This window comes from Rhizobium mongolense USDA 1844 (assembly GCF_000419765.1).
Taxonomy (GTDB): Bacteria; Pseudomonadota; Alphaproteobacteria; order Rhizobiales; family Rhizobiaceae; genus Rhizobium; species Rhizobium mongolense.
In genome coordinates, this window is record NZ_ATTQ01000009.1 from 77,948 (window position 1) to 92,919 (window position 14,972).

The 14,972-nt window shown below is 58.7% G+C and carries 15 protein-coding genes and 1 pseudogene; 12 read left to right on the forward strand and 4 right to left on the reverse strand.

Annotated features, from left to right (window positions below):
* Positions 1 to 252: 252 nt before the first annotated feature.
* A complete protein-coding gene (locus A3C3_RS46150) occupies positions 253 to 603 on the reverse strand; it encodes a hypothetical protein (RefSeq protein ID WP_051154493.1) in 351 nt (116 codons plus the stop codon).
* 418 nt (positions 604 to 1,021) lie between these two features.
* Here A3C3_RS46150 and A3C3_RS0118695 point away from each other — a divergent pair, with 418 nt between their 5' ends.
* The 8 genes from A3C3_RS0118695 (at position 1,022) to pqqE (ending at position 7,869) form a co-directional block, all read left to right on the forward strand.
* On the forward strand, positions 1,022 to 2,923 hold the full coding sequence (locus tag A3C3_RS0118695) for a methanol/ethanol family PQQ-dependent dehydrogenase (protein ID WP_033419712.1): 1,902 nt from the start codon (positions 1,022 to 1,024) through the stop codon (positions 2,921 to 2,923).
* 213 nt (positions 2,924 to 3,136) lie between these two features.
* The gene (locus A3C3_RS0118700) at positions 3,137 to 3,622 is read left to right on the forward strand and encodes a c-type cytochrome, methanol metabolism-related (RefSeq protein ID WP_051154494.1); all 486 of its coding nucleotides are present in this window, start codon (positions 3,137 to 3,139) and stop codon (positions 3,620 to 3,622) included.
* A gap of 4 nt (positions 3,623 to 3,626) precedes the next feature.
* Entirely contained in the window at positions 3,627 to 4,484 is an 858-nt protein-coding gene (locus tag A3C3_RS0118705) for a substrate-binding domain-containing protein (RefSeq protein ID WP_022716110.1), read from the forward strand.
* A gap of 28 nt (positions 4,485 to 4,512) precedes the next feature.
* Positions 4,513 to 4,713 carry a hypothetical protein gene (locus A3C3_RS45340; protein ID WP_145611638.1) on the forward strand — a complete coding sequence of 67 codons (201 nt, stop codon included), beginning with the start codon at positions 4,513 to 4,515 and terminating at the stop codon, positions 4,711 to 4,713.
* Between the two features lie 66 nt (positions 4,714 to 4,779).
* Positions 4,780 to 5,718: a pyrroloquinoline quinone biosynthesis protein PqqB gene (pqqB, locus tag A3C3_RS0118715; protein WP_022716112.1), complete on the forward strand. Its 939-nt coding sequence runs from the start codon at positions 4,780 to 4,782 to the stop codon at positions 5,716 to 5,718.
* A complete protein-coding gene (pqqC, locus tag A3C3_RS0118720) occupies positions 5,715 to 6,470 on the forward strand; it encodes a pyrroloquinoline-quinone synthase PqqC (protein ID WP_022716113.1) in 756 nt (251 codons plus the stop codon). The genes pqqB and pqqC overlap by 4 nt, the downstream gene beginning before the upstream one ends.
* Positions 6,467 to 6,766, forward strand: coding sequence for a pyrroloquinoline quinone biosynthesis peptide chaperone PqqD (gene pqqD, locus A3C3_RS0118725; protein ID WP_022716114.1), 300 nt, complete (start codon positions 6,467 to 6,469; stop codon positions 6,764 to 6,766). The genes pqqC and pqqD overlap by 4 nt, the downstream gene beginning before the upstream one ends.
* The gene (gene pqqE, locus A3C3_RS0118730) at positions 6,763 to 7,869 is read left to right on the forward strand and encodes a pyrroloquinoline quinone biosynthesis protein PqqE (RefSeq protein ID WP_022716115.1); all 1,107 of its coding nucleotides are present in this window, start codon (positions 6,763 to 6,765) and stop codon (positions 7,867 to 7,869) included. Before pqqD ends, pqqE begins: the two co-directional genes overlap by 4 nt.
* Positions 7,870 to 8,011: 142 nt before the next feature.
* On the opposite strand, the gene A3C3_RS0118735 is transcribed toward pqqE, so the two are convergent.
* Together A3C3_RS0118735 and A3C3_RS48200 are read right to left on the reverse strand one after the other, a co-directional pair.
* Positions 8,012 to 9,076, reverse strand: a complete 1,065-nt coding sequence (locus A3C3_RS0118735) for a glycosyltransferase family 2 protein (protein WP_022716116.1) — start codon at positions 9,074 to 9,076, stop codon at positions 8,012 to 8,014.
* A gap of 323 nt (positions 9,077 to 9,399) precedes the next feature.
* Positions 9,400 to 9,507, reverse strand: a pseudogene (locus A3C3_RS48200) (response regulator); the annotation flags it as partial.
* Positions 9,508 to 9,646: 139 nt separating this feature from the next.
* Between A3C3_RS48200 and mctS the strand changes: the two are divergent.
* The 4 genes from mctS (at position 9,647) to mctP (ending at position 14,027) form a co-directional block, all read left to right on the forward strand.
* Positions 9,647 to 11,038: a two-component system sensor histidine kinase MctS gene (mctS, locus tag A3C3_RS0118745; protein WP_022716118.1), complete on the forward strand. Its 1,392-nt coding sequence runs from the start codon at positions 9,647 to 9,649 to the stop codon at positions 11,036 to 11,038.
* Positions 11,035 to 11,679 carry a two-component system response regulator MctR gene (gene mctR, locus A3C3_RS0118750; RefSeq protein WP_022716119.1) on the forward strand — a complete coding sequence of 215 codons (645 nt, stop codon included), beginning with the start codon at positions 11,035 to 11,037 and terminating at the stop codon, positions 11,677 to 11,679. Before mctS ends, mctR begins: the two co-directional genes overlap by 4 nt.
* A gap of 685 nt (positions 11,680 to 12,364) precedes the next feature.
* On the forward strand, positions 12,365 to 12,562 hold the full coding sequence (locus tag A3C3_RS0118755; protein WP_022716120.1) for a DUF3311 domain-containing protein: 198 nt from the start codon (positions 12,365 to 12,367) through the stop codon (positions 12,560 to 12,562).
* Positions 12,552 to 14,027, forward strand: coding sequence for a monocarboxylate uptake permease MctP (gene mctP, locus A3C3_RS0118760; protein ID WP_022716121.1), 1,476 nt, complete (start codon positions 12,552 to 12,554; stop codon positions 14,025 to 14,027). The genes A3C3_RS0118755 and mctP overlap by 11 nt, the downstream gene beginning before the upstream one ends.
* A 163-nt stretch (positions 14,028 to 14,190) precedes the next feature.
* On the opposite strand, the gene A3C3_RS0118765 is transcribed toward mctP, so the two are convergent.
* On the reverse strand, positions 14,191 to 14,928 hold the full coding sequence (locus tag A3C3_RS0118765) for a FadR/GntR family transcriptional regulator (protein ID WP_051154489.1): 738 nt from the start codon (positions 14,926 to 14,928) through the stop codon (positions 14,191 to 14,193).
* Positions 14,929 to 14,972: the final 44 nt, after the last annotated feature.

Consider the following 14,972-nt stretch of genomic DNA (forward strand, 5'->3'; position numbering starts at 1 on the left):
CCTTCCCCTGAAGTTATCGTTCGGCGCAGTGTTGGCAACTCAAGGTGGTTTCACTTGCCACCAAACTACCATCCAGTGGCAGCTAGAGCTCCCGGCGGTTTTTAGGCGGCAGCGTCTTTGGGTCTCGGGCCAGGCGTGTGGGAGACTATGTCAGAAGCGCCACACAGCAGTTCAAAAACATATGCGTGTACGGCGAAATCTTGCGCTCTGACCGCGAAAGGTTCCGGCTCGGTCCAGGAACCGAGATTCGCTTCAAAAGCATCGTATGTCTGCTTCGGCCTGGGCTCTTCTCAGCTCCGCCGTCGCAGCCTTTGCGGGAGCGCTTTCGCGGAATAACGCGCCGTTTTCTCCGGTGAGGAGCCCCATTTGCTTAAAGGTGGAGGCCGTCTCGTAGCGTTCGTAGGGCAGAATGGATTCGATGACGTCGATCGAACACGAGCAACGGTCGAGGATCGCCCGATTTTCTCCGTTCGCCTTCATGCAGGCATAGACATATTCTGCAACGACGTTGGTCGGATAGCGTGTTCCCGCCGCCACCGGATGCGTGAAGCTGATTGCTGCAATTGCGAAGGTCACGATCCCAAGAGTCTTAAGCGCAGTCATGGCGGTTCCTTTCATGCAGCGCAGTTTTTTGCCTGGCGAAGATGATGTGCAGTGTTATTATAGCATAATTTCAATGACGTCGATACATTTGAAGTAGTTTTACAGTAACCTGACGATATTAATATTGCATCGCACAAGACTAATGCTGCAATGCAGCGAACATTGCTAACAAACACGCTTGCAGAAAGCAAATCTATCTCTTATGGTCTATTTGTTTCCGGCTTCAAGGACGTTACCGTCAAGGGAGTGGTGACTGTCTTCGTAGGCCAAGCGGGTGGGCGGTAACGGTGCCCTCCGCGCGCCTGGCTTAGGTCGTGACACGCTGCCGGAAATACTTCCCACACGCTGAACCGATGACGCGGGTCGCTGAACAGGCGCCGTTTTAACTCGTCATCCTTGCGAACTTAGGGAGGACTAAATGCGTGTACGTGCAAACTTCATAAAATCGGCATTGGTGACGACTGCGGTATCTTTGTCATTGGCGGGAGGAGTTACTGCCAACGACGAGGTCCAAAAATTGATCTCCGATTCCAAAAACTGGGCGATTCCGACGGGTGACTATGCCAATACCCGGTTTTCGAAATTGAACCAGATCAACAAGGACAATGTGAAGAAACTCCAGGTCAAATGGACATTCTCGACCGGCGTGCTACGCGGTCATGAAGGTGGACCTCTGGTGATCGGCGACGTGATGTATGTCCATGCGCCGTTCCCAAATACCGTTTATGCTCTCGATCTCAACAATGACGGCAAGATCCTCTGGAAGTATGAGCCCAAGCAGGATGCGAACGTCATCCCGATCATGTGCTGCGACACGGTCAATCGTGGCGTTGCCTATGGCGATGGCAAGGTCATCCTCAACCAGGCAGACACGACAGTCGTTGCGCTCGACGCCAAGACCGGCAAGGTCATGTGGTCGGTGAAGAACGGCGAGGATACGGCCGGCGGCAAGGGAGAGAGCGGAACGAGCGCACCCATGGTCTTCAAGGACAAGGTGCTGGTCGGCATATCGGGCGGCGAGTTCGGTGTGCGTGGCCATGTGACCGCCTATAATCTGAAGGACGGTTCGGTTGCCTGGAAGGCATATTCGACCGGTCCTGACGCGGAAACCTTGATGGATGGGGAAAAGACCACTCATCTCGGCAAGCCGGTCGGCAAGGATTCGGGCGTCAGCAGCTGGGAAGGCGAGCAGTGGAAGCAGGGTGGCGGAACGACCTGGGGCTGGTATGCCTTCGATCCGAAGCTCAACCTGGTCTACTACGGGACCGGCAACCCGTCGACCTGGAACCCGGTTCAGCGACCGGGCGACAATAAATGGTCGATGACCATATTCGCACGTGATGCGGATACAGGCATGGCCAAGTGGGTCTACCAGATGACCCCGCATGACGAATGGGACTTCGATGGCGTCAACGAGATGATCCTCGTCGACGGCATGGACATCAGCGGCCAGAAACGCGACGTGCTGGTGCACTTCGATCGCAACGGCTTCGCCTATACGATGGATCGCGGAAACGGCGAGTTGCTCGTTGCCAAGAAATACGATCCGGCCGTCAACTGGGCGACGGAAGTCGTCATGGATCCGAAGAGCAAGGAGTATGGCCGCCCGCAGGTGGTTGCCAAGTACTCGACGCAGCAGAACGGCGAGGACACCAATACGACGGGCGTCTGCCCGGCCGCACTTGGAACGAAAGACCAGCAGCCAGCCACTTACTCGCCGAAGACCGGGTTGTTCTACGTGCCGACCAACCATGTCTGCATGGACTATGAGCCTTACCAGGTCGGCTATACCGCCGGTCAGCCCTATGTAGGGGCAACGGTATCGATGTACCCGGCTCCCAACAGCCATGGCGGCATGGGTAACTTCATCGCCTGGGATGCCGCCAAGGGTGAGATCGTCTGGTCGAAGCCCGAGCAGTTCTCTGTGTGGTCGGGTGCACTGTCGACCGATGGCGACGTCATCTTCTACGGCACGCTGGAAGGCTACATCAAGGCTGTCGATAAGGACGGTAAGGAACTCTACAAGTTCAAGACCCCGTCCGGCATTATCGGCAACATCAACACCTTCGAGCACAAGGGCAAGCAGTATGTTGCCGTGCTGTCGGGTGTTGGCGGATGGGCCGGCATCGGACTTGCCGGTGGTCTTTTGGGTGCGGAAGGTGCTGCAGCCTGGCAGCAGGCCGTTGCCGGTCAGAAGGCTCCGACCGAGGAAGAAAAGTCGATCTCGACGGCAGGTCTCGGCGCTGTCGGCGGCTATGCCGCTCTTGCCGACTACACGACGCTGGGCGGTCAGCTCACCGTCTTCGGTCTCCCGGATTGATCTGCGGGAACCCATAGCACGCCGACCTCTTGGTTGAGGCGGCTGGTAGAGAAGCGAGGGCCCGGAGGACCGGGATTTCCCCGGCGGGCCCTCGAATTCGCCACGCAAACCACAACTCTCCTGTCAACGCCGCATCGCGACAGCAAGGCTGTATTGGTGGCGAATGAGAAAGAGGTCCGAATGTCAGTGCGCAAAACAGTCTTAGTGCTTGCGATGTCTCTTATTGGTTCCAGCGTCATCCTTGCCGCCGACGACAAGCAGAAAGCCGCAGCCGTCAGCGATCAGGATGGCAAATATGTCGATGCGGAAGGCAATCCAACATTCAAGATCCAGGATGACGGGACGGTCGACTGGTATACCTTCAGCGGCTACCGGCGCTATCATTCGGACTGTCATGTCTGCCATGGACCGGACGGCGTCGGCTCGAGCTATGCGCCTGCGCTCGCCAACACCATGAAAAACATGGACTACGGAACCTTCCTGTCGATCGTCGCGGAAGGTCGCAAGAATGTCGGCGGCGGCAAGGAAAACGTCATGCCGGCGTTCGGCGAAAACAAGAACGTCTACTGCTACCTCGACGACATCTACGTCTATCTGCGCGCGCGGGCCGTCGGCGACGCGCCGCGCGGTCGTCCGCCCAAGAAGGCTGACAAGCCGCAAGCGGCGAAAGACCACGAAAAATCCTGTATGGGGAGCTGATCTAATGTCGCCAGGCAAATTGTGCGGTCGTCATGTTCTGTTTGTGGTCGCGGTCGTTGCCGCGATCCCGACTGCGGTATTTGCGCAAGGTGCCGGGATCGGCGCGGCGGGCGAACTGGTCGATCCGGACGTGCTGCGCGTTTGTGCCGATCCCTCAAACATGCCGTTTACGGATGAAAGCGGCGAAGGCTTCGAAAACAAGCTGGCTGAACTGGTGGCTGCCAAAACCCAACGCAAATCGGTCTCCTATACCTGGTATCCGATGGCGACCGGCTTTGTCCGCAATACGCTGAGAGCCAACCGGTGCGATGTCATCATGGGTTATGCCCAAGGCGACGAACTGGTGCAGAACACCAACGCCTATTACCGATCCACCTATGTCATGATCTTCAAGAAGAGTAGCGGTCTGGAAGGCTTGGAAAGCCTCGAGGATCCCAAAATGGCCGACAAGCGGATCGGGATCGTCGCGGGAACGCCGCCGAGCGCCAACCTGGCGAGGGCCAAGCTGATGCGCAACGCCAAGCCCTACCCGTTGATGGTGGATACGCGCTCGACACCGTCCATGGCCGAGGTCATGTTGAAGGACCTTGAAAAGGACGTCATCGACGTCGCTATCCTCTGGGGACCGATGGCCGGCTATTACGTCAAGGAGATTAATCCGGACCTTGTCGTCGTGCCGCTTCTCAAAGAAAAGGCCGGTCGTATGTCCTATCGCATCACCATGGGCGTGCGTCCGTCCGATCAGGAGTGGAAACGGACGCTGAACAAGGTGATCCGGGAGAACCAATCGGAAATAAATCGGATTCTGCTGCAATATCAGGTCCCGCTCATCGACGAAGCCGGTAACCAGATCAAGGGCTAGCAGCGACGGCATTCGGATTTTCTGCAAAATGGCAGGTGCGAATGTCGTTGAGATTTCAGAGCTTGCGCCGAAGGCGCACGATGCCGGGAGGAGATCAATGGTTGATCTCGGGCAGAGTAAAGAGGAGAAGCTTATGAAGAAAAGCTGGAAGAAGCCGACGACATGCGTCGTGTGCGTCGGAATGGAAATGTCACGTTACCGTTCCGCCGAACTCAAGGCTAAGAAATAAGCGCATCTACCGCTCCATGCGGCTTGTCTGCGTGGAGCGGCTGCCGTCGGAAGGAAGCACCATCACATGCGGCTGAAGATCCTCGGCTCCGCGGCAGGAGGCGGATTCCCACAATGGAACTGCAACTATCGGCTGAGCCGCGCCGTCCGCAACGGTGAAGGCGGGTTTCGGCGCCGGACCCAATCGAGTCTTGGCGTATCCGCCGATGGCAAGGACTGGATTGTCTTCAACGCATCCCCGGACATTCGCGAACAGATTGCCGCCGCTCCGGAGCTGCAGCCGATGGAGGAGGGCCCCTTGCGGGCTTCGCCCATCCAGGCTGTTGTCCTGACCAATGCCGATGTCGACCATATAGCCGGACTATTGAGCCTGCGCGAGCGGCATTGCTTTGTCATTTATGCAACCGCCCGGGTGCTTCGGGTGATCGAGGAAAACAGCATTTTCAATGTTCTCGACAGGCAACTGGTCGAACGCCGGGAACTTTTGCTCAACGTGCCGACCCCCCTTGCGGACTGGCAGGGCAAGCCGACATCCATCGTGGTCGAAGCCTTTCCAGTTCCGGGCAAGATTGCGCTGTTTCTTGAAGATGCGGGCCGGGCGCAGGAGCGGTTCGGCACGCAAGAGGGCGATACAGTAGGGGTGCGTATTGTTCAGGAGGGCTGTCATTCCTCGACGTTGTATATTCCTGGTTGTGCGAGCGTCGACGCCGACCTGAAAAAGACGATTGCCGCGGCGTCGTGTCTGCTGTTCGACGGTACGGTCTACACGGATGATGAGATGCTGAGTGCCGGCGTCGGGACCAAGACCGGTCGGCGCATGGGACATCTGCACATCGCCGGCGCCGACGGCTCCATGGCCCTACTTGCCGATGTCGCGCCAGCGCGCTGCGTCTATGTTCATATCAATAATACCAATCCGATCCTTGATGAGCGCTCTCCCGAAGCAGCAGCTGTGAGGGCAGGGGGATGGGAGATCGGCTACGACGGGATGGAGATCGACATATGAGCGAGTTTGCAGACGCGGCGCGAAACGGATTGACGCCCGCCGCACTCGAAGCAACCCTGCGTCAGGTGGGAGAGGAGCGATACCACAACAAGCACCCGTTCCATCACCGAATGATGGCAGGCGCATTGACCAAGGCCGAGCTTCAGGCATGGGCGCTCAACCGGTACTGTTATCAGGCCATGATCCCGCGCAAGGACGCGATGATTGTCAGCCGCGCGGAGGACCCGGAATTGCGCGCGGAATGGCGCCGAAGGATCGAAGATCATGATGGGGTAACCGGTTGGGATGGCGGCATCGCTCGCTGGCTCAAGCTGGCAAGCGGGCTGGGGCTCAACGAGGAGCTGGTGAAGAGCGAGCGCCGCGCTCTGCCCGCGACCCGCTTTGCCGTGGGAGCTTATTTGTCCTTCTGCACCAATCGCAGTCTTTTAGAAGCCGTCGCCTCGTCCCTGACGGAGTTGTTCGCCCCTGTGATCATCGGCGAGCGCGTCCCGGCCATGCTGGCAAAATACAGCTACGTGACCGAAGATATCCTGGCCTATTTCACACCGAGGCTGAAGCAGGCGCCACGTGATTCTGACTTTGCGCTCGCCTATGTCCTTGCGCATGCGACGGAGCCGGAAAAGCAGCAGGACGTCATAAATGCCCTTATTTTCAAATGCGATATCCTGTGGGCAATGCTCGATGCGCTCGACTATGCCTATCGAGACGGCGGCAACATTCCGCCGGGCGCTTTCGTGCCGGAGGCAAGATGATGCAGACCCGCCGCCAGCGGACCGTTTTGTCCGCACAGTCAAAGCCGCATCTGAAGCGTCACGTCCGGCTGCAGTTTGATCCGGTGCGCAGCGCCTGGGCGGTCTTGTCGCCGGAAAAGGTTTTCTGGCCGGATGAGGTCAGTCTTGATATCCTGAGACTGTGTGATGGCCAGCATACGGTGCCGCAAATCGTCGACGAGCTTGCCGGACAATACGATGCGCCTCGCCAGGACATTGCTCCCGATGTCGAAGAATTCCTGCAGGAATGGTCCGACAGATTTCTGGTGACGCTATGAATGAAAGACTTCTGCCGCCAATCAGCATGCTGGCCGAGCTTACGCATCGCTGTCCCCTGCAATGCGTCTACTGTTCCAACCCGCTCGAATTGTTGAAGGCGGACAGGGAGCTTTCGACAGACGCATGGCTCGCTCTCTTCGAAGAGGCAGCCGATCTTGGGGTCCTACAGGTTCATCTGTCCGGTGGAGAGCCGACCGTTAGGTCGGATCTCGAACAGCTTGTAGGCTGTCTGACCAGACGTGGCGTTTACACCAATCTCATTACGGCAGGGGTCGGGATACCGGAAGGGCGGCTCGAGGCGCTGCAGGAGGTGGGTCTCGACCATGTGCAGTTAAGCATTCAGGGTGCAAACGCGCCGACGACCGAGAAAATCGGCAATCACCGTGGCGCGCACGAGAAGAAGCTTGAGACTGCAAGGCGGGTCGTGGAGCTCGGCCTGCCGCTGACGATCAATGCTCCGATCCATCGCCACAACATAGAGGAAGTGCCGGCTTTCATCGAACTTGCCCTTTCGGTTGGGGCAGAGAGATTGGAGATCGCCAATGTGCAGTACGGAGGCTGGGCTCTTCTTAACCGCAATGCCCTCATGCCCGATCGCGCCGCGGTGGAGCGCCAGGTGGAGATTGTCGAAGAAGCCCAGTCGCGGCTGCAGGGAGTTCTCGCGATCGACTTCGTCGCTCCCGATTATTTCGCGATCTATCCGAAGCCCTGTATGGGCGGCTGGGCGCGTGATGCGTTCATGGTCGCCCCGGATGGCACGGCACTTCCCTGCCACGCGGCTGCAACCATCTCGTCCTTGCATTTCGAACGGTTCGGAGAATGGAGCCTGACGGATATCTGGCTTGATTCTCCGGCTTTCAATGCATTTCGCGGCGACGAGTGGATGCTTGAACCCTGCAGGAGCTGCGAGCGGCGTGACATCGATTGGGGCGGATGCAGATGCCAGGCAATGGCTATAGCGGGCGATGCCGCAGCGACGGATCCCGCTTGCGTCAAGTCACCCCTCCATAGCCGTATGGCAATGCTGATCAGCCAAGCCAATTCCGCTCCTTCGTCCAGCGCCGACAATTTCCAGTATCGCCGCATCGGACGGACTTGGTAGCCTGGCCGGGTTATCATCATTCGCGTGCCGGCAGCCGCCACGACCGCCGAGCCTACGGGTCGTAAGATCAAGGCTTGCGGATTTCGTTGCCGCGCCGGTCGCTCCGGCCGCGGCAGTTCTGTGAGGGCTGCTCGTCCCGGAGCTAGCCCATGGCATGGCGAATGGTTTTCGACAGTCGCAGCAGGAAGGCGGGTCTCGAAGAGGCGACAAGCTTCCACGACAAGAGCGCCTTTGCCATGCCCCGGGGAAGTAGGCCGACGGAGAGAAACCAGGCCGCCAGGACGGCACGGCGTCTGAGCGAGACATTCATTTCCAGGCTCGCCACGGCACCTGCAGCGCCGAGAGTGAGCCGTGAATCATCGGGAACGGGATGCCGTTGGCGGTCTATGCAAAGCGATGCCAAGCGCTCTTCGAGATGCACCGTATCATGAAGACTGACGTCCGGCGGCACCGTCAAACCGACATCGGCGGCCTGATCGGACAAGGCTTCCATCCGGCGGAAGTCGTGCTCCACCCGCCAGCGTGCCCGCTGGCCAAGTTTTTCTGCAAAGACGGAATGATTGGCGCCATGCATGCGGTAGGCGCCAAGGCAGGAATCGATCGACGTCACCTTTCCGTGGAGAGGCGCGACAGTGACCAGGTATCCGTCCGCCCCCTGGCGAAAGTCCATCTCGGGGATAGGCATGATCGCCTCCAAAGCCGAACGCCTGAAGGCCAGCCCGCTTGTCACGGTGGTTTGATAGCGTCCCTTCTGCAACAGCTGGGGGGTGACATCACCTGAATCGAAGGGGAACTCCTGAGGTGGAAACACATCCTTGACGCGTTGGCGCTCGTCGACAATGTGCAATCTGAATTGCGCCTGGGCGGTATCGCCGTCGCAAGCCTCGATTATCTCCGACACGGCGTTGGGATAAAGATAGTCGTCGGCGTCGAGAAACAGAACGATCTGGCCTCGGCTGACTGCAAATCCTGTGTTGAACGCAGCCGCATGACCGCCATTGCTCTCTCTTAAGAGGGCTGTGATCCTGGATCCATATGACGCAATCACACAAGCGCTGTCGTCAGCCGATGCGTCGTCTACAACGATGACCTCTACGTTGTCATGGCTTTGTTCCAGCGCGCTATCGATGCAACGCTTTAAGAAGCGCGCGTAGTTGTAGTTCGCAATGATGATCGAAACTGAAACGTCATCTTGGATGGAATGCATCGCATTGAACCTCGCACTTCTGCTTTGGTCGCGGCGAACCTTCTCATTCAGGTCCTGATGGTAATGTCCGTCTGGGTAAGAACGGCTTTAAAGCTGAAAAAAGCCGCTGCACTGACACGCCGGCCACGCAGCCTGCGGAGATCTTGTTTGATCAGTCGGTGCGTTCCCCAGCCTGCGCAGCTTTGTGGCTTTTGAAAGGCCATAGCGATGAAAGCTCCGTCAGGCAGGAGAAGAGCGAGTGCCCTGGCTGGCGTTTGCAGGATAGGTCACTGCACCGGCGCATGGTGCCGCGTCAACGCTTTGCGGAATTCATCGACCGCCAATTAGAATGCGCGGCCGGCCGCTTTGCCGTTTTCAATCCGCGTGACGCAGCCTGTCACTTTCGCGAGCAATAGGTCGACGTCGATGGGTTTCGTCAGATAGTTCACCGCGCTTCTCGAAGACCGCGAAGCCGCAGCGCGTGACGCCGTTTGCAGAAACGTTTGCAGGTCGGGCGAAGCTTGAGCTATCCGTCGATGTCGTTTCATATATAAGCTCGCCGGCGTGACCAAGGCGGCAGGGAGGCGGCCTATGAACCTTAGACATCAGATTGTGGCGTTGGCCATCATCCCATTGATCCTGGCCATCCTGATCGTCACAGCGTTCATCACGTGGCAATCGGCGACGCTTGTGCGAAGCAGCATCGACACGTTTGAGCGAAACATGCTCAAGGCCAAGGAAACGGAACTCCTCAATCTGACTAATCTTGCCCTCTCTGCCATTCATGACATCTACGAAGCCGCCGGTCCGGAGGACGAAGTAGCAAAGGAGAAGGTTCGCGCCATCCTGACCGCTCTCGACTACGGCAAGGACGGCTACTTCTTTGTCTATGACTACGACGGCAACAATGTCGTGCATCCGCGCCAGGCGTTCCGGCCGGGGCACAATTGGCTCAACCTGACGGATTCCGATGGCGACAAGGTTGTTGCCAATCTCATCGAGAAGGCCAAGGAGGGCGGCGGCCTTCACCAATACAAGTGGCAGAAACCCTCCTCCGGAGAGGTGGCCGACAAACTGTCCTTCGCCGTCGGCCTCGACAAATGGAAGTGGATGCTTGGAACGGGCGTCTATCTTGATGACGTCTTTGCACAGACCGCCGCCGCAAATGCCGATTTTCGCGCCAATGTCCGCAAGACATTTCTGATCATTGCCCTGATTGCCGTACCGGCGGTTCTCATCGTCTTTGCCACCGGCATGCTGCTGACATTGAGAGAGCGCCGCCTTGCCGATAGCAAGCTTAAACAGCTCGCACAGCGCATCATCGACACGCAGGAAGAGGAAAGGGCCCGCCTTGCCCGTGAACTGCATGACGGGATATCGCAGAACCTCATCGGCGTCCGCTATGCGATCGATCTGGCGAGCCGCAAGGTCGCAAGCCAGGCCGAAGATGCCGCCCGTGCAATCGATCGCGGGGCGCAGGCGCTTAACGGGGCGATCAAGGAGGTCCGGCGCCTGTCCCATGACCTGCGTCCGCGAGCGCTTGACGATCTTGGCCTGAGACCGGCGCTCAAGGCGCTTTGCGATAATTTCTCGGAGCGTACGGCCATCGATACGCATCTTGAGGCGCTGACCTTCAAGAATATGCTGAAGCCTGAGGCGAGCACGGCGCTCTACCGTGTTGCGCAGGAGGCATTGAACAATGTAGAGCGGCATTCCGGAGCAACGCGTGTCGACATCAGGATTTGGAGCGTTGGGGGCCGCGTCCGCATGACGATCTCCGACAACGGCAACGGTTTCGATGAAAACATCGCCGAAGGGAAGAAAGCGCTCGGCGGCGGGCTCGGACTGCGCAATATGCAGGAGCGCCTGGCCCATTTCGGCGGCCTGCTGCTGATGAAGACGACACCGGCAGGCACGATCCTGACAGCGATGCTTCCAAGGTCGGCAACGGTGAACCGCGCGCAAGGCAGGCAAGCAGCATGAGCGGCAGGAAAAGTATCAAGGTTCTTTTGATCGACAATCATCCCCTGGTTCTGGACGGGTTAGGGGCGGTGCTGGAAACCTATGAACACCTCGAGATTGTCGGGACCGCCGGATTGGCACGCGCAGGGCTCGAGATTGCGCTGAGGGAAAGGCCAGCTGTCGTGTTGATGGATATCAATATGCCGCAGCTCAGCGGAATCGATGCCATCGAGCTCTTCAAGGAACAACTGCCGGAGACACGGATCCTGATGCTGTCGATGCACGACAGTCGCGAATATATTTCCACCTCCGTGCTGCACGGAGCCTCCGGTTACATTCTCAAGGATGTCTCCACCGACGAGATCATCGCTGCAATCGAAGCCGTGGCAAACGGCAAAACCTACTTCTCTTCCGGTGTCTCGGATGTTCTGCTCGAGCGCAAGGAGACGCCGGATGCGCTTCCTCTGACGACGCGCGAGCATGATGTTTTATTGTTGCTGGCGGCAGGAAAGAGCAACCGTGATATTGCCCAGACACTCGGTATCTCGGCTGCAACAGTCGAGACGCATCGCAAGAACATCAAGAAGAAGCTCAACATTACGACGACGGCTGGATTGACCCGCTATGCTATCGAGAACGGATTGACCTGGGGCGACAGTTAAGCGGCCCACGCGTACTGTAGGACCGCGTAGTTTGCCGGTTTTCGTTCTTGTTGCCAAAATCTCCGCGCAATTCCAGTCATCCGGTGGTCGCGCTGCGCAAAGCGGGGTGACGACTGGGAGGGCCACCCTAATCACCCGTCGGTTGAAAGGGCTCGCCTTCGCTTCCACATTACAAGCCCTTCGAAGGGGTCATGCCCATAAAAAGTGAAGCATTGACCGGTTTGAAGAAATAGCTGCCCTTGAGGAACTCGCCTAGACTTCAACTTAGCGGCTACGACGCCCTGGCGAAACAGCAAGCGCGTGGGCGCGCTTAGCAGCCAGCCAAGGCAGGCTGGCGGGAAATGCTCACGTCCAGCGTTCGATGCATGACTGATTGCTGTGTGCTCGATCACGGATTGAGCGTCAAAGCAGAATAAATCGCATCTACCCACTTCTGGGTAGACGCGAGTATTTTACGCTTTCTGCCATCTTGCCAGACGAAAACCGCAGCCATAGGACTTCACCACGGCTGGCCCAAAGCGAGCCGTTGGGAGGATTTCAATTGCATTACGCCTGCTTCCGTTCAGTCGGAAAAGCCGTCGCGACAGCCTGAGCCAGGTTCGCCCCAGCGATCGACTGACAAGCTCGCCTTCCACGCCGACAACTGCAACTTGGCGCCACATCTGGCGCCCGAGAGGTATCCGACATGGAAAAATCACGGAACAAAGCAGCGCTCTGGCTGCTCGTCATTCCCTATATCGGCCTGCTCTGGCCGCCCCTCTACAATATCCGCGAGCCGGCACTCTTCGGATTTCCATTCTTCTATTGGTACCAGCTTCTCTGGGTGCCGATCACCGCCACGCTGACCTGGATCGCCTATCGGAGCACGCGCAATGACGACTGATATCGACAGCACGGCGCTCGGCGTCTTCCTCTTCTTCTTCGCACTCGTCACGATCCTGGGCTTCGTCGCCTCCCGCTGGCGTAAGCCTGAAACGCTTGCCCATATCGACGAGTGGGGCCTGGGTGGTCGCAGCTTCGGCACATGGATCACCTGGTTCCTGGTCGGCGGCGACTTCTACACGGCCTATACGGTGATCGCCGTTCCGGCACTCGTTTACACGGTCGGTGCCTACGGCTTCTTCGCGCTGCCCTATACCATCGTCGTCTATCCCTTCGTCTTCATGGTCATGCCCATTCTCTGGAAACGGGCCAGGGATTTCGGCTATGTGACGGCCGGCGACGTCGTGCACGGTCAATACGGTTCGCGCGGCCTCGAACTCGCCGTCGCAGCAACCGGCGTCATCGCCACCATGCCCTATATTGCGCTCCAGCTCGTCGGCATGACAGCGGTGCTCAAGGCGCTCGGCCTGCATGGCGAACTGCCGCTGGCGATCGCCTTCACCGTGCTTGCGCTTTACACCTATTCCGCCGGCCTGCGTGCCCCGGCGCTGATCGCCTTCGTCAAGGACATCATGATCTATATCGTGGTCATCGCAGCCGTGGCGCTCATTCCCTCGAAGCTCGGCGGCTATGCCAACGTATTTGCCTCGGCCGATGCGGCTTTCCAGGTCAAGGGAAAGGGGGATCTCCTGCTCGCCGGCAACCAGTATGTCGCCTATGCGACGCTGGCCTTTGGCTCGGCGCTCGCCGCCTTCATGTATCCGCATACGCTGACGGGTATCTTCGCCTCGAACAGCGGCAAGACGATCCGCAAGAATGCCGTCTTGCTGCCGGCCTATACGCTGCTGCTCGGTCTTCTCGCGCTGCTCGGATATATGGGCCATGCCGCCGGGCTGAAGCTCGAAAACGCCAATGACGTGGTGCCGGTCTTGTTCAAGACGCTGTTCTCGGGATGGTTCTCCGGCTTCGCCTTCGCAGCGATCGCAATCGGTGCCCTCGTTCCGGCGGCGGTGATGAGCATCGGCGCCGCCAACCTCTTCACCCGCAATTTCTGGAAGGCTTATGTCAACCCGAATGTCAGCGACGCGGGTGAAGCCAAGGTCGCCAAACTGACCTCGCTCGTCGTCAAGGTCGGCGCACTGCTGGTCATCATCTTCCTGCCGACGCAGTTTGCACTCGACCTGCAATTGCTTGGCGGCATCTGGATCCTGCAGACGCTGCCGGCCCTGGTCTTCGGCCTCTATACCAACTGGTTCCGTGCGCCGGGCCTACTCGCCGGCTGGTTCGTCGGCTTCATCGGCGGCACCTTCCTCGTCTGGGATGCCGGCTGGAAACCGTTGCACCTGATTAGCCTCGGTGGAGAACCGTTCACCATCTATACCGGTCTTCTTGCCCTTGCGGCAAACATCGCCGTCGCGGTGGCTGTCAATGCAGTCGTGCCGGCAAGGACCCCGGCGCGGGCGTGAATCAAGAACAGCGGAGGACTGCGGCAATGCGGTCCTCCGGACGAGACGTCGTGGTGTGGTTCTTTTGTGATAGAAAACGCATGAGGAGCGGAAAGCGTGCGATCGCCTCGGGCCGGCCGGCCACGAAGACCGAGTATCGTGCCGGATCGGTGCGAAGCGCCGCCTATCGCGAGCGACCGGCGATGATTTCATCAGTGTTTGCCAAGGCCCTTCGAACCGCACTGCGGGCGGTATGCGGCCGTTGCAATCGAATGCTTCTCTCGATGCGTTCATGAAGCTTCTGCGTATGCCGCAGGCTGCTGCCCTCTCGCGCGACATGGGCAAGAAGATGATTGAGGGCGGATTCGATCAGAACGCCCAAGGGAACGAGTAGGTCGTTGCCGGAGGCGCGCAAGATCGCGATATGAAACCGAGCGTCGGACTCAGTTCGCTGCTGGAGCGATGTCGCCCGAGCCATTTCATGAAGGGCCCGGCTGATCTCAATCATCTGCTCTTCGGTTCGCCGCTCGGCGGCCAGCGCCGTCGCCTCCGGCTCGATCATGTGGCGAAGCTCCTGCACCGCCCTTAAGAAGGGCTCGCGGTCAGGTGATGCCGCATACCAGCCCAAGACGTCGCGGTCCAAGAGGTTCCAGCGCTCTTTGGGCTCCACCCAGCTGCCGATTTTCGGGCGCGAGGCGAGCAGGCCCTTTGCCATCAGCATCTTGATCGCCTCGCGCACGGCCGATCGGCTGACATTGAACATTTCGGACCATTTCGCCTCGTTCGGCAGAATGGTTCCGGGCGGATAATCGCCACGCACGATCCGAAGCCCGATCTCGCCGGCCACCGAAACATGCACGCTTCCGCCGGCCATGCGGGGGACGGTCGGGTCAGAGCGCTTTGTTGTTTTCCTGTCCGGCATCTGATTCAATCGCCTCAGCACTTCATGATCCCCAGCACGGACTA

What these genes read in the sequence shown, in the direction of transcription:
- A3C3_RS46150 (WP_051154493.1), bottom strand. Translation starts at nt 603, where the DNA reads ATGACTGCGCTTAAGACTCTTGGGATCGTGACCTTCGCAATTGCAGCA.
- A3C3_RS0118695 (WP_033419712.1), top strand. Translation starts at nt 1,022, where the DNA reads ATGCGTGTACGTGCAAACTTCATAAAATCGGCATTGGTGACGACTGCG.
- A3C3_RS0118700 (WP_051154494.1), top strand. Translation starts at nt 3,137, where the DNA reads ATGTCTCTTATTGGTTCCAGCGTCATCCTTGCCGCCGACGACAAGCAG.
- A3C3_RS0118705 (WP_022716110.1), top strand. Translation starts at nt 3,627, where the DNA reads ATGTCGCCAGGCAAATTGTGCGGTCGTCATGTTCTGTTTGTGGTCGCG.
- A3C3_RS45340 (WP_145611638.1), top strand. Translation starts at nt 4,513, where the DNA reads ATGGCAGGTGCGAATGTCGTTGAGATTTCAGAGCTTGCGCCGAAGGCG.
- pqqB (WP_022716112.1), top strand. Translation starts at nt 4,780, where the DNA reads ATGCGGCTGAAGATCCTCGGCTCCGCGGCAGGAGGCGGATTCCCACAA.
- pqqC (WP_022716113.1), top strand. Translation starts at nt 5,715, where the DNA reads ATGAGCGAGTTTGCAGACGCGGCGCGAAACGGATTGACGCCCGCCGCA.
- pqqD (WP_022716114.1), top strand. Translation starts at nt 6,467, where the DNA reads ATGATGCAGACCCGCCGCCAGCGGACCGTTTTGTCCGCACAGTCAAAG.
- pqqE (WP_022716115.1), top strand. Translation starts at nt 6,763, where the DNA reads ATGAATGAAAGACTTCTGCCGCCAATCAGCATGCTGGCCGAGCTTACG.
- A3C3_RS0118735 (WP_022716116.1), bottom strand. Translation starts at nt 9,076, where the DNA reads ATGCATTCCATCCAAGATGACGTTTCAGTTTCGATCATCATTGCGAAC.
- mctS (WP_022716118.1), top strand. Translation starts at nt 9,647, where the DNA reads ATGAACCTTAGACATCAGATTGTGGCGTTGGCCATCATCCCATTGATC.
- mctR (WP_022716119.1), top strand. Translation starts at nt 11,035, where the DNA reads ATGAGCGGCAGGAAAAGTATCAAGGTTCTTTTGATCGACAATCATCCC.
- A3C3_RS0118755 (WP_022716120.1), top strand. Translation starts at nt 12,365, where the DNA reads ATGGAAAAATCACGGAACAAAGCAGCGCTCTGGCTGCTCGTCATTCCC.
- mctP (WP_022716121.1), top strand. Translation starts at nt 12,552, where the DNA reads ATGACGACTGATATCGACAGCACGGCGCTCGGCGTCTTCCTCTTCTTC.
- A3C3_RS0118765 (WP_051154489.1), bottom strand. Translation starts at nt 14,928, where the DNA reads ATGCCGGACAGGAAAACAACAAAGCGCTCTGACCCGACCGTCCCCCGC.